Below are 14,196 nucleotides of genomic sequence, written 5' to 3' on the forward strand. Positions count from 1 at the left end.
CTATTTCGTAATCACCAGCGTCGTCGGCTCGCTCGTCGCGTTCGTTTCCGGATTGTAATACTCGTACACTTTGGTCGCGGGGGCCGCGGCGCGCACCGGGTACAGCGCCTTGAGATCGAATTCGAGTTTCAACTTTTGTTCCGGGCGTAACTCGTCAAGGTAGAACGTGACCTGCCGCGCGGTCGTCGAGAATTTGCTGACGGTTTTCTCCTCCACCAATTTCGTCAATGTCTCGCGCAGCGGTTGGAAGCCGGGGGGCACGCCGACATCCACGACCACCATGCCCAGCGTGCCGGGCGCCTGGTTGCGGATGGTGACGCGGCACGCGACCGTCTCATCCACGCGCAGCGACTGCTTGTCGTAACTCACATCGATGCTGAGCGCTTCCTTGTCGCCGGGCTTCTCGCGAGCGCCCCACGGCATGTAGTGCCGCGCGACGATTTGGTAGGCCGGTTCGCCCTTGCCGGCGAAGGTCAGCTTGATTTCGTTTTGGCCGGAGCGGGTGCGGTCGCTCACATCGAGCATGCGCAAGACCTCGGCGTTGTCCGGATTGATGTCGAATGCGCCGGCCGCTTCACCGTTGAGGAATACGTCCACCTTGCCCTCAACGTCGCGACCTCCCGCCTGCGCCGCGCCGAGCAATACGTGCATGGCGAACACCGTGGCCTGCGTTGAGTAGTACGTGCCGAAGGAATCCTTGGCGGAGATAAGGTAGTTGACGATTCGGTTGACGGTTTGCGGTTCGCGATGGGCCGCCACGAGGACCATCCCCGCCAGGGCGGTGGTTTCGATATCGGAGCTTTTGCCGCGGCTGCCCACTGCCGTGGATTCCGCGGGCCAATACGACTGGTCCTCTTCGTCCACCCGCATATCGGCCAGACGCGAGAACACCTTGTCGATGATCGCATCGCTGGCTTTGCCGGCGACCAGCGCATTGGCCAGCAGCGCCAAGGTATAGGCGTCTTTGGCGTCGGCGTGATGTTTTTCGAGATAGGCGACTCCCTTGCGCACCGCCTTGCCTTGATATTCGGTGCGGCCCAGCGCCCAGGTGACATACGCCGTGTTGCGCAGCACATCGTTGGCGAATTTCGCGGCGACACGGTCGAGAAACTGTTGGTTGGGTTTCCACGAACCATCCTGCTGTTGCATGCCGGCCAGCCATTCCTGCGTGCGCACGATCACCGCTTCATCGACTTCGTACACGCGGCTCATATCGTGGAATTCCATCAAGCCGTAGGCCGTCAGAATAATGTGCGCCGGGCCACGACCGAACCATTCGAAACCGCCGCCGGGCACCTCGAAGGTCAGCAGGCGTTGGTAACCCTGGTTGATGAAGCCCTCGGCTTTCATCTGCAACTCAGGCGTGATTTGCCGGGAGGCTTTCATGTAGTCGAGCACCATGACGTTAGGATACGTCGTGGAACTGGTTTGCTCGAAACAGCCCGACGGCATGCGAAAAATGTTGTCGAGCCCTTCGAGTACCTGGCTGACCAGACCGGGGTGTATTTTGACGAGCAACACGTTGGCGCCGGGAATTGCGCCGTCGGGAAACTCGACGTTTTGCGACACTTCGCCTGGGAGTCGGTCGGTGATGTTCGTTTCCTGCATTTCGCCATCGGGTTCGACCCGCACGACCCGTTTGACCGCGTCGCTTTGCTTGCTGCCGCGGGCGTAGACGGTCAACGCGTGACGCCCGACTTTGGTTGCCTTGACGTGCAGCGTTTCGGCTTTGACTTCGCCCGGCTGTAACAGAACCTGCCGCTGCAGGCCGCCATCGAGCAGTTCGAACCAATCCGCCGCCTCGATGTTCAGCGTCACGGTTTGAGCGCGCTCAAGGTAGTTGTAAAGCGCGATCGGCACCTTGACCTCGTCATGCCGGGTTAGGGCGACAGGGAAATCGATGTCGATGAAAAAGTCCTGGAACACGCGCACCGGGGCAGTGCCGCTGCCGAGCCAACCCTTGGCGCTAACGGCCTGGGCCGCAATGCGCCAGGTCGTGATGGAGTCGGCCATATCCAGGTTGAGCGTGGCGTTGCCCTGTCCGTCGGTGATCAGCGACGGGTCGACGAACAAGGTTTCGGGGAAGTACTCGCGCACTCGAATTGCGGGGCCGGAGTCCCCCCGCGAACCGTCAACGGTACGGGTGGCGGCCGCGGGTTCTTTTAACGCTTCGCCCTTGGCCATCGCTCTGTCCTCATCCTCGAAAAGATCAACCGCGCCCTCGAAGTTGCCTCGCCCGGCGAAACCGCCGGCGCCGAACGCGCGTTGCGCCTCCGCCATCTTCTTACGCTCTTCGACGTATTTCGGGTCTTCGACAGTGAGGTCATCGTCGGTGGCGAACTGACGGTCGGGCCCGGCGCTGACCAAGCGGTAGACGCGGGCTCCTGCGGCCGAAATACGATAGGGGTGGAACCACGGATCGCTCAATTTCGCGATGTCGATCCGGTTCGTATCGCCCTTGTGTTTGGCATAAAGCACGGCGACCCGCTGCAGATCATCCTCGATTTGTTTCCGTAGTTTCTCCACGACGGCCGAACGCAGGTCGGTGGCCTGCTTTTCATCAATCGCCGGGACCACGGCGGGCGCAATGGCCGCGAGCATGGCGGTCTGGCCGCGCTTGCGAGTCGGATCCGGACGCGGATCGAGCACGACGATCTCGGGCTGGAAGGTGTGAATTTCGTAACGCGGTTTCATCAGCTCTTTTTCGAGCGTGAAGAATATTTTCTCCAAACCGGGTTGCATATCCTGCAACGCGAATACCGCTTCATCGACAATGGTGATGCCGAGGGCCGCGGCGACGGGGTGCCCCTTCAGGTCGGTCACGGCGACGTCGATCGCGGCGGCTTCGCCCGGGCGATACGTGTCTTTTCTCGGCGTGATGGCGACCTTCAGGTCGGCCTCCGGGTGGATGTAGATGAGGCGCGTGTCGCGCACCGCATTGCCTTCGGGCGTGAACACATAGGCCGTGGCCACGACACCGCCGGTCATCTCGGCTGTGACTGGAATCTGAGCCTCGGCGCGGCCGCCGGCGATGGCGGCGCTGGCGGTCAGCAACGTCTGGTTATCGCGGACTAGGTCGAAGAACACGGTTCTCGTGGATGTCCCGCCGACCAGCGCGATAAGTTGGATGACATCGCCCATGCGGTAGGTGGGGGCGTCGGTGCGAAGCAGAAGCGGGGTTTTGGTGCGCTCGGGCCGCAGGCGCAGGGTCTCCTCAATTTCGCTACCCTCTGCGGTGCGGGCGCGGACCGTAATTGTGAAGCCGCTGTCGTCGGGCACGTTGACGCGCATCTCGGTCAAACCGAAGGCGTCGGTGGCTGCGGCGAACGGCAGGGTCCACCAATCGTCTTGGCGCGGCGCTTTGCCGGGTTGCAGCGCAACCTTCGCGTCGACCACGGGCGTGCCATCGGGCGTGGTCACGAGGATGAACAGGCGGTTCTCCAAACCGGGAACCAACTCGCCGCTTTCGGGCAACACCTGCGCCACGAGCGGCGCGCGGGCCACGGGGTAGCTGCGCAACGCCTCCTGAGTGTGTCCGGCGGCGTCGGTCACCACGGCGTGAACCTGCACTCTCGCTTTGCCTTGGTCGACCGGGCGACCGGTGAGGGTGTCGGGAATCCGCAATTCGAAATCGAAACGCCCTTCGGCATTGGTTTTGCCGGTCAAATCGACGAATTTCTCGACGCCGACGATCGTCGCCAAACCTTCGATCGCCACTTTCGCCCCGGAGACCGGTTTGCCGAACAAGTATTGGGCGTCGATGGTTCCGCGTATGGTTGCCGCGGGTAGGTACCAGGAGCGGTCCGCGTCGATCTTTACCTTGAATTTGGGCAGCACATAGTGCTTGACCTCGACCGTTTTCTCGACGCTGGTCTCACCTTCGATGGCCGAAATGCGATAGGTCCCGAGGTTCACTTGATCGGCGAGGACGAAGTCGGCGGCGAAAATGCCGAAACGGTTTGTCTGGAGTTTCTTCTTGAAAACTTTGTTGCCCTTACCGTCCTGCACTTCCAACCACGCTAAGCGCCCGGCCGCGGGTTGGCGGTCGGCCTTGCCCAAAGCCAGCGCGCGCAGATGCATTGTCTGGCCCGGTTGGTACAGCGGCTTGTCACTCGTGAGCAGAATTCGCGTGTCGTGACGCAGAGTCACCTCGTGTTCGAGCGATACTTCCTGACCCCGCCATTGGGCCGCGACAACCAGCGCGGCGTCTTGCCACTGCCGTGCGGGCACATCGAAGGAGATATCGCAGGTGCCGTCGTCGGCGCTTTGTCCGCGAAACACTTCGGTGACCGCTTTCTCGTCCCGGAAGGTCACGGTGATCGTCGCGCCGGGGAGGGGTTCGCCGGAAAAACGGTCGTGGGCGATGATCCGTATTGCGCCGCGGCTTCCGGTTTGGAAGGTGTCCGGCCCCAAAATCCTTACTTGGAGTGCGCCAAGGACCTGCGCGAGGCTGAAGGAAGCCGTGGTCCTGTCGTCGCCGACGCCGATTTCATAGCGAACCAAGTACAACGGCTCTTCCTGCGGGGAGACGTTCTTGCCGAAACGGGCATGCAGGACCTGGTTCTCGGCGTCGTAATCGATGTCGGTCGCGTACGCCACGAGGGTGCCGTCAAGCTTGGCGAGCCAGACGCGCACGGCGTTCGTTTTACGCCACGTGGTACCTGCGGGCGGGGAGAACGTCGCCTCGAAGCCTCGGCTCAGTGCGTTGCCGCACACTTCGCCCGCCGCAACCGTTCCGGCGGGCACCGCATTGGCGGGTCGGGTCAATAAGCAGCCGCTTAAGGAAAAAGCCGCCCCGAAAAGGACGGCCAGAATAAGAATACATACGACGTAACACGTGCGCTTCATGGGAATTCTCCCGCAGATGATTTGAACCTATGCGAAAACGACCGTCGGCCCGAGAAAAGGTTCCCGACTGCGTGCCACGCACGGCGTACCTGCGAAACGGTGCGGCCCGATCGGCCGAGCGCAAAGCCCGGCCGGGCGTTCGGCGCCTATACCGCACCTTCCATATAAGAGCAAGTTATTACGAGTTTATTGCTGCTTTTACCGTACTGAGGGTACGGGCGTCATTCTACGGCATGCGGTAGAAAACGATGATGCTCAAGCAATGATACTCGTTGTCGCTGGATTGCTTGACAACCGTATTGACGACTTGGACATCCGGCCGCGAGTTCATCCAACGGGTGAGTGACTCGCCCAACTCTTCGCGCTCTTTTGCCTTCGTCGCGGAAAACACATTTACCCCATCAAACTGTGACATCGCTCCCCCACTGTGTTTGGAGTTGGATTGGCAAACAGAAACGTACTATTGCTAATCAGTATATTACGATTGACCAACAAGGATGATTCGTTACGAAATGCTATTCGTCTCGAGTGTGTTGCGTTCGTCGTCGAAAAATGAATTTGCGATCCCGGCTCAGCCGGCACGCGTTGACCGGTCGCAGCGTTCCGTGGCACTGTAACGCCATGAATGTTCTGCTTCATATTTGCTGCGCGCCCTGCAGTATTGTGCCGATCGACAGACTTCGTGCCGAGGGCGCCGAGTTGCGTGGTTTTTGGTACAATCCGAACATTCAGCCGGTTACGGAAAACCGGAAGCGCAGCGAGGCGGTTCGGCAGTACAGCGCCCGCGTTGATTTGCCCATGATTTGGCGCGACGAATACCGGTTGCAGGAATTTCTTCGCATGGTGGCGTTCCGCGAAAGCGAGCGTTGCCGATTGTGCCTGCGCATGAGATTGAGCGCGGCCGCCAACGTGGCCAAGCGCGGAAAATTCGACTATTTCACAACCACGTTGCTTTACTCCAAGCGCCAACAGCACGACCTGATTGCCCAGGTCGGTGAAACCGTCGGCAAGGAGGCCGGGGTACAATTTATGTACCGCGACTTCCGCCCGGGATGGCGGGAAGGTATTGAGCGGAGCAAACAAGAGCATCTCTACCGCCAACAGTATTGTGGTTGCCTTTACAGCGAAAAGGATCGGTACTGGGGAAAACTGGAATAAACCACCGCGCTCAGTGTCGCAAATACACCACACAGAGTGTTGCAAATACACTACATAACAAGTGAGCCCCAGACCAGCCGCATTACGATCTCAATTTTGTTTATCGGCTAAACTCTCGGTTTCCTTGACAAAAAATTAGGAGGTTTTGCGCTTTTATGTCTCTGGCACGGCATTTGCTCAATACCGGGCATAAGCTGAAGTGTATTTTGGGGTAGAAAAGGGGCTTATGTTTATGTTTTGGCAACGAACTTTGGCAGCAGCGGTTAGTTGCACGGGAGTGGGGCTGCACTCCGGTGGAAATGTGACCGTCACCATACGCCCGGCACCGGCCGACAATGGCATCGTCTTTTGTCGCACGGATCTGCCGGGTCGCCAGCGTATTCGCGCTGTCGCGGCCAACGTCGGCGGTACAAACTTCGCCACAACCTTAATGGGCGACGGCTTTGTCATCGGCACGATCGAACACCTGATGGCGGCCTTGTCCGGGCACGGTGTCGACAACGCGATCGTGGAAGTCGACGGCGACGAAATTCCGATCATGGACGGCAGCGCCGCGGCTTTCAGTTACCTCGTCGACAGTGCCGGCGTGATGGAACAAAGCACGCCGCGCCGTTATATTCAAATCCTCAAGCCGGTTTCCATCAGCGAAGGCGACAAGCGCGCGGCCCTGTTCCCGGCCGACGGTTTCGCCCTGACCTATGAAATCGACTACGACCACCCAATCATTCGGCGCCAACGTTTCGACGTCGTGGTAACGCGCGAGAGCTTCCGCACCGAACTGGCTGCGGCGCGTACTTTCGGTTTCTTGGCCGAAGTAACGCAGATGCGCGAAAACGGTTTCGCCAACGGCGGCAGTCTCGACAACGCGGTGGTTATCGGGAACTACTCGGTGATCAACAACGGCGGACTTCGCTATCCAAACGAATTCGTTCGTCACAAAGCGTTGGATGCCATGGGCGATTTGTACCTCGCCGGGTACCCGATTCTCGGCCGCATGCACGGCGTGAAAAGCGGCCACGCGCTCAATCACAAGCTAGTCATGGCCATGCTCAGGGATAAGAAGGCGTGGCGCCTTGTAGAAGGCCAGCCCGCCGCGATCGAACGTCCGAACGCTACTATCCACTCGGTTTCGGCCGGTTCCTGAGCGAAAGAGCCTCACCATAGCAATTCGGCCAAGTGACCTCCCCTTGGCCGTTTTTTTCTGGGCGGCAAATTCGTAAATCCCACACGGTCCTCCCCGTACCCTAACGGAAGAATCCTTGTTATATTGATTTCCGATGAAATTGTATAAACGCCATCTGATAATCGGCGCTTGGTTGTTGGCTTTCCTGCTGGCGATGGGATCGGCGGGTTGTGAGCGCACCGCGCGCAGCAAAACGCTAAGCGTCGACGAGCCGACCGTAATGACCGTCACCTTGGTCGGCGACCTGGGACTGGGCCTCGCCGTGGAATCCTATCCGTGGATCAAAAAGAATGGTTACGACGCGGCATTCGAACACGTGCGTCCCCACATGAAGGGTGCCGACTACTTCGTGGCAAACCTTGAAACCCCCATTGTCGATCCCGAGATGGAAACCGTCTTCGGCGAACGCCGGCCCCGCCACGACCGGGCTGTCGCCGCCGTGTTGAAAAAGGAAGGCGTCGGTATCGTAGGCCTCGCCAATAACCATCTGATGGATTACGGCGAGGCCGGGCTCAAAACGACCATCCGCTACCTCGACGAAGCCGGCATTCGACATTTCGGCGCGGGCGTTAACCTCGAAGAGGCTCGCCGCCCCCTGATTTTGGAGAAAGACGGCTTCAAGACCGCCATCGTCGCCGGTTGCCGGCCCCGGAAGTGGCGCCTGCTGGCGACCGCGAAACTACCGGGCGTGGCTCCGGTGACCGAACCGCGGTGGGGCCGGGATATCCGCGAAGCTAAAAAACAAGCGGATTTCGTGATTGCCTATCCGCATTGGGGCGCCTGCTACCACCCCAAGGTGAAAGATTCCCAGCGGCAGTTCGCCGCCATTGCCGTGAACGCCGGGGCGGACATCGTCGTCGGGCATCACCCGCACATTCCGCAGAAAGTCGAAATGCAAAAGGGCGTGCCGGTGCTCTATTCGATCGGCAATTTCGTTTACCACGGCGTTCGCAAGAAGGGTCGCGACCGCACTCTGAAATACGACTACTCCTGGATCGCGAAAATCGAGATCACCCGCAAGGGGCTCAAGTCGGTGACGATTATTCCCTTCTTCAACAACAATATGCGGGTCGATTTCACGCCGCGACCCGCGAAAGTGGAAAAGGCCCGGTGGCTCTATAACCGTCTATTGCCGCCCGATTCGTGGCAATTCGAGGACAGCGTCGCGGTTCTCCGGCTAATGAAAAAAGACTAGTCAGGGCAGCGAAACGCCAGCCGCGCCGGAATCAAAGGTAGAAGCGTCATCTCCCGCGTCCTATAACCCATCGTCCAATTGTTGATCACCAAGGGGTATCCGTCGTACGAGGCGTCCGAAACGATGCCGACGCTGTGGATGCGGATCGAGCATCCGGTGCGCCGTCGGGTTGTTGCGTGAGTTTTATTGGTAAGATATAGTTTCCGCCTTGGTTTTCAACGGCCCGCGAGATGTTTCGATGCGAGGATTTTTGCGCCCGTGGCGCTTACTGTTTGCCGCATTGTGGATAGTGTGCGCTCTTGCTGCGCCCGGTGCGGTTCACGCCAGCCCGCTGGATATGTACGGCTTCGGCACGCGCGCCATCGCCATGGGCGGAGCGTTTACCGGTTTAGCCGACGACTACGCCGCCGTGTACTACAACCCGGCGGGGATGATCTACAACGAAGGCAACCACATGGCCGTCGGTTTCATGGCGGCCAAAAACTATTTCGATCTGAAACTCGTACCGATCGACGGCATCACGAAACGAAAGGCCGCGTTACTACACGCGATCGAAAACGAGAAAGTGGACATCGACGACTCTACCGCGTATTTCATGGGTTTCACGTCCAAGCTGAACCGGTATCTCGCCCTGGGCTTGCTCGCTTATCTGCCGACGGATTACATGGTCCGCCTCAACCCGATCGACAGTCACTTCCCCTCGTTCATCATGTACGAAAATCGCGCGAAACGCGCCGTGACGTACGTAGGGGCGGCGTTGTCACCGGTTTCCGGTTTCAGCATCGGCGGTGGCTTAAGCGTGTTCGCCGACAGCAAGGGCGTGTTCAAGATTCCCGTTGAAATGAAAAACCGCGATACGTCCGGCAACACCTTGGAGGGCAAGGACGAAGATCTCGATGTGGACGCCGACCTTATTCTCGATTTCCCTTTCAGCTACACACCCTATGCCGGGGTAATGGTACGCCCCTGCGAATGGCTGCGACTGGGGGCTTCGTACCGCGGTTCGTTCCAGTGGGATGTTACCGTTGACGTCGACGCCCGGCTGACCGTTGAGAACTATCAGGTGAACCTTTCCGACCTGTCCGAATTGGCGCCGGGCCTTTTGCCGCTCAAGGGCGTGATCGAATTGCACGCCCCGGCGTTGGGTAACAAGCCGCTGCGCGTGCCGATCGAATTGGAAGGCCTGGACGGCACGCTAACCGTCAACGCTTCGGTGCCCGTGCGGGTGCTGGCCGACATGAGCGACCACTGGAAACCGCAAGAAGCGGCCTTCGGTGGCGCGGTGAAAGCGGGCGATGCGTGGACCATCTCCGGCGACGTGACGTGGTACGACTGGTCGGAGTATCCGTCCCCCGACCTGCGGCTGATCATCGACGACTGGAACATCAATCTGGCCACGCTGCCCACGAGCATGCGCGCGCGTATTCGTACTCTCAGCGTGCCGGTGCTCGGGACGGTGGGCCCGCTGCCGCCGGTCCAGGTGACGCTGCCCGGATTGACGACCAACGTGAAAATCAAGTTCCCGACGCGGCAGATCATCCGGCCGAAAACCCACGATATTTTTGTGCCGCGGATCGGGTTCGAACACCGCCTGCCGCCGGCGTACGGCGCTCTGTGGGTCGGGCAGGTGCAGGTAGCCCTGCGGGCCGGGTACAGTTTTCAACCCACGCCTTTCGAGGCGCAGCGCGGCTACATCAACCTGGTCGACACGGACAAACACGTGATGTCGGCGGGGGCGGGCATTACGTTCAACAAGGCGCTTTCGTTTGACGCATACGGCCAGTATCATCACCTCATCCCGATTCGCTTCGAAAAAGATCTGGTCGATCCCGATCTCCCCTTCGAAGCCGTGGAAGCCCAAGGGTATATTCTCGGCGGCGGGGCGAGCGTTTCCTATCACTGGTAAGACGCGGAGGATCCACCGTGAGCGATAAGAAAAGCCTGACAAGGAGAATGAAAAAGGCGATCACCAAGCGGGCCATGGAATTCCTGGCCACGCCCGAGGGCCTGCAGACCGTCGGCAAGATTCTCAAAACCAAAAAGCAGTTTGACAAGATCGTCACCGAAGTGCTCGGTGCGGCGGGGCTGCCCAGCCTGCGCGACAAGCAGCAGGTAGAGTGGGCCGTGGACCGCCAAAATCGTCGCATTCGCGATATGGCCGACACGATTGCCGAAGTGGATGCGGTGATTGACCGCTTGGAGCAACAGTTGACCCAGGGGGTTCGACGCGCCGCGAAGCCCCGGCAAGCCGCGGCGCAGAAACCGATTGTGGCGCGTCCGGAAGCGAAGGTGATCGATCTGGGTGCCGCGCGGCGGGCCTCGGCGAAGAAGAAAGCCGGCGCCAAACGCGGTCAGGCCAAGTCGTCGGCCGAAAAACCGGCGGCGTCGAAAGTGGAAAAAGTTACCAAGCCGGGAAAACCGTCGACCGAGAAACCTACGACGAAAAAGAAGGCGGCCGCGAAAAAGACTGCCCCGAAGGAAAAACCGGCAACCGGTACCGTAAAAAAGACGAAGCCGGCCACGGCCAAGGCGAAAAGCGCCGTGAAAAAAGCTCCGAAAAAGAAAGCCGAACCCAAAAAGACGGCCAAGGTAGTACCGCCGGCGAAAAAGAAACCGGCGAAAGCCGCGCCGGAGAAACCCAAGAAGAAGGCGGTAAAGAAAAGCGTGGCGAAACCGAAAAAAGCGCCGAAAAAGCCTGCCAAGGCGAAGAAGATAGCGCCGGCGAAAAAGGGGCAACCGTTGGGAGCCGCCGACCTGCGGAAAAAGAAGGGCGACCGCAAAGCCTCGTTGTTGGATCTGGATTTCAAAAAGTAATCGACACGAATCCATGAAACGCGCAACGACAATCGGCATCGCAGTCTTTTTTACGGTGGCGGTTTCGTTCCTTGTCGCTTGTCAGCGAAACGCCGCGCCCGAGCTGTCGATCGTGTTCGTGGGCGACACCGGCCTCGGCGATTATCCGTCCAAAGAACTCGCAGCGCGGCACGGCTACGACTATTCCTTCCGGCACATGCGGAAAACCGCCCGCCGCGGTGACTTCCTTGTCGGCAATCTCGAGACGCCGATCGCTACCCCCGACACGCCGCACATTCAATTCGACAAACCGATTTTCGTGCCGCGCCACGAACCCGAAGCCGCCGGAGCCCTGGCCCGCGAGGGGTTCGCCGCCCTCGGCCTCGCCAATAACCACATGATGGACTACGGCGTGAGCGGCTTGCGCCAAACTTTGTCCTACTTGCGAAAGGCGGGCGTTCGATCTTTCGGCGCCGGCGAGGACGAGAACGCGGCCCGCGCACCGCTCGTGCTCGAGAAAAACGGCATCCGCGTCGCCGTGTTGGCGTACTTTCAACATCATCCGGCCTACCGCAAGCGCGGGGAAGGCGGATGGTTCGCCGCAGCCGCCAAACCCGGCGTGGCGGCGCTCACCGAGGTCAACCTGCGCGAGGATATCGCCGCGGCGAAACAACGGGCGGACTTCGTGACGGTGCTTTTGCACTACCGAATCAACTACCGACCCGTGCAGGGGGTTCAACGACGGTTTGCCAGAAGGGCCGTCGAGGCGGGCGTGGATCTCGTGATCGGCCACGGCCCGCATATCGCCCAGCGATTCACCACAATCAACGGCAAGCCGGTGTTGCACTCCATTGGCAACTATGTGTGGCAGAACGCCGGCCGTTACGAAAAATTCGACATGGACCGCCGGGCGTATTCACTCGTGACCGAGGCGACGTTCACGTCCGCGAAGCTGGCGCGGCTGGAAATCACCCCATTCTACAGCAATCACGCCGTAACGAAGTTCGTGCCGCAACCGGCCACGCGCGCGCAGGCGCGGGCGTTGTTCAAAGACATCCTTTCACGATTGAAATCAACGTGGCGATGGGCGGGAACGACGGTCGTCGTCGACTTCTAGCGAGGCGGCAATCGCCACACGCCGTTGGTGTCGCTGGCCAGCCAAGAACCGTCCGGCGCGATCGAGATGCCGCGAAATTGGTGCCACAAACCTTGCTCGCCAATGCGCAAACGGGCCTCGATACGACCATCGCGCAAGTCAATCACCGTCAAGCGACCGGAAAAGTAATGGGTGACCAGCAGGCAGGCTCGCTCGCCGCCGGTAATCGTCAATTCGCGTGGCGCGCTGCCCACGGCGATCCGGCGCACGATGCGCAGCGTATCGTCCAGGGCTACAACCTCCCCGGAAATGGGCCGCGCCACGTACCACAGCCCGCCCACCGGATCGTGAACTGCGTCCCAGTTGACGCGCCCCAATGACCGCGATCGGATCAGGCGCCCGGCGTCGATGTCGACCAGCGCCACGCGGCCGGTGACGTTTTCGCTGGCCACCAGCGCCTTCCCGGAGTTGTCGACCGCAACAGCATAGGGCAGGCGCGGCACGCGGATCGTCCGTTGCATCAGGCCGCGGGCCGGGTCGTATACATGCAGCGTGCCCGAAAACTCACACGCGATCAGCAAGCGTTGTGACGGCGCGGCGGCGATGTCGATCGCCTTGGAGCAACCGGGCAGCGCGATTTCCTCCACGTCTTGGCCCGCGATGCGGGTGACCGCGCCCCGCCAGCGCGCGTCGAAGTTGGCGATGTAGACGCTATGGTCCTTCTCGCTGATCGCCAAACGTTGCGGTCCCAACGTGCGGTCCACTTCTCGCGATTGGCCCTCGGAGAGTATGACTGCCCGCCCCGACGGCGCGTCGAGCACAATCGTTCGGCCGGAAGAATCCACGGCCGCGTCGTATGCGGCGGCGGAATAGATGCGCTCCTGCGGGACCGGCTGCGCCATGCGGTATTCCCACCAGAAGCCGCTCCACAGCCAGATGATCGCCACCGCGCCCATGACGAATGATAGAGCGCGCCGCCGCCCTTCGGTACGGCCGAACCACACGAGGTGACTTCCCAACAAGACAGCGCCCAACGCCGCTCCGGCAACCGGCCTCCATCCCACCAGCCACCACCAGAACGCCGCGAACAAGCTTTGCGTGCCCGCGAGCGCCACGCGCGCCAGTGTCGCCAACGCCCGTCTGGCATAAAAGGATACGGAACGGGGCGAGCGGTGGCGGCGGTAAAAACGCCACAGAAAAAGCAGCGTCCCGGCCAGCACCAGCGGCCAAAAGAAGATCAACAGCCCGGGCAGCGCCAGGCAAAGAATGGTCAGCGTTTCCACCACGTGATGACGCAGCCACAAGACCTCATGGGGATCGCGAAGCCAAAATTCGACGAGTACGAGAATCGGGAGGATCCCGCTGATCCAGAGAATCGCCGTTTGAATTACGGCGGTTAGTCGGCGGATGTCGTTTTGCAGCCGTGCGTCGGGAATGGGTCGTCCTCCCACGGGGCCGGGCGGCTAATGCGCCGGGCGCACAATACGAATTCGAACTTCAACGACGCCGGCGCGCAACATGTCCAGGCGCTCGGCTGCCGCTTTCGAAACGTCGATGATGCGACCGCGCACAAATGGGCCGCGATCGTTGATCCGCACGACGACCGACCGGCCGTTGTCAACGCGCTGGACCTCCACGTACGTGCCGAACGGCAGGCTGCGGTGCGCTGCGGTCAGTTTGTGGTAGTTGAAAGGTTCCCCGCTGGCGGTGCGGCGTCCCTGGAATCGCTCTCCGTACCAACTGGCGATCCCCGTCTCGTACCAGTCGCCGCCGGTTTCGAACCCGGCCGGCGTTCGCGAGGTGGTGGCGCAGCCGCTTGCCGCCAGTAAAAAACCGACGATAAAAAGCCACAAGAAGCGTCTCGGCGATTGCATCATTATCATAGGTTCATAATATAGAAACTCACGCGTTGTGAAAGGAGTC

At 60.4% G+C, this 14,196-nt stretch carries 10 protein-coding genes; 6 read left to right on the forward strand and 4 right to left on the reverse strand.

From position 1 onward, the window contains the following. Complete coding sequence (locus tag P9L99_15665) at window positions 1–4,848, reverse strand: alpha-2-macroglobulin family protein (protein MDP8224796.1); 4,848 nt, start codon at window positions 4,846–4,848, stop codon at window positions 1–3. Between the two features lie 226 nt (window positions 4,849–5,074). Further along, window positions 5,075–5,263 carry a hypothetical protein gene (locus P9L99_15670; GenBank protein MDP8224797.1) on the reverse strand — a complete coding sequence of 63 codons (189 nt, stop codon included), beginning with the start codon at window positions 5,261–5,263 and terminating at the stop codon, window positions 5,075–5,077. A gap of 137 nt (window positions 5,264–5,400) precedes the next feature. On the opposite strand from P9L99_15670, the gene P9L99_15675 reads away from it, so the two are divergent. The 6 genes from P9L99_15675 (at window position 5,401) to P9L99_15700 (ending at window position 12,294) form a co-directional block, all read left to right on the forward strand. Beyond that, the gene (locus P9L99_15675) at window positions 5,401–6,006 is read left to right on the forward strand and encodes an epoxyqueuosine reductase QueH (GenBank protein MDP8224798.1); all 606 of its coding nucleotides are present in this window, start codon (window positions 5,401–5,403) and stop codon (window positions 6,004–6,006) included. 232 nt (window positions 6,007–6,238) lie between these two features. Continuing rightward, entirely contained in the window at window positions 6,239–7,150 is a 912-nt protein-coding gene (gene lpxC, locus P9L99_15680) for a UDP-3-O-acyl-N-acetylglucosamine deacetylase (protein ID MDP8224799.1), read from the forward strand. 133 nt (window positions 7,151–7,283) lie between these two features. Continuing rightward, window positions 7,284–8,384 (forward strand): CapA family protein, encoded by a 1,101-nt coding sequence (locus tag P9L99_15685; protein MDP8224800.1) that lies wholly within the window; start codon window positions 7,284–7,286, stop codon window positions 8,382–8,384. A 238-nt stretch (window positions 8,385–8,622) separates the two neighbouring features. Further along, window positions 8,623–10,290 carry an outer membrane protein transport protein gene (locus P9L99_15690; protein MDP8224801.1) on the forward strand — a complete coding sequence of 556 codons (1,668 nt, stop codon included), beginning with the start codon at window positions 8,623–8,625 and terminating at the stop codon, window positions 10,288–10,290. A gap of 17 nt (window positions 10,291–10,307) precedes the next feature. Beyond that, window positions 10,308–11,198, forward strand: a complete 891-nt coding sequence (locus P9L99_15695) for a hypothetical protein (GenBank protein ID MDP8224802.1) — start codon at window positions 10,308–10,310, stop codon at window positions 11,196–11,198. A 13-nt stretch (window positions 11,199–11,211) separates the two neighbouring features. Then, window positions 11,212–12,294 (forward strand): CapA family protein, encoded by a 1,083-nt coding sequence (locus tag P9L99_15700; GenBank protein MDP8224803.1) that lies wholly within the window; start codon window positions 11,212–11,214, stop codon window positions 12,292–12,294. Here the strand turns inward: P9L99_15700 and P9L99_15705 are convergent. After that, window positions 12,291–13,724: a YncE family protein gene (locus tag P9L99_15705; GenBank protein MDP8224804.1), complete on the reverse strand. Its 1,434-nt coding sequence runs from the start codon at window positions 13,722–13,724 to the stop codon at window positions 12,291–12,293. The genes P9L99_15700 and P9L99_15705 overlap by 4 nt on opposite strands. A gap of 12 nt (window positions 13,725–13,736) precedes the next feature. Beyond that, the gene (locus P9L99_15710) at window positions 13,737–14,126 is read right to left on the reverse strand and encodes a septal ring lytic transglycosylase RlpA family protein (protein MDP8224805.1); all 390 of its coding nucleotides are present in this window, start codon (window positions 14,124–14,126) and stop codon (window positions 13,737–13,739) included. Between the last annotated feature and the right edge of the window lie 70 nt (window positions 14,127–14,196).

The sequence above is a fragment of the Candidatus Lernaella stagnicola genome (genome assembly GCA_030765525.1).
In the GTDB taxonomy this organism is placed as follows: Bacteria; Lernaellota; Lernaellaia; order Lernaellales; family Lernaellaceae; genus Lernaella; species Lernaella stagnicola.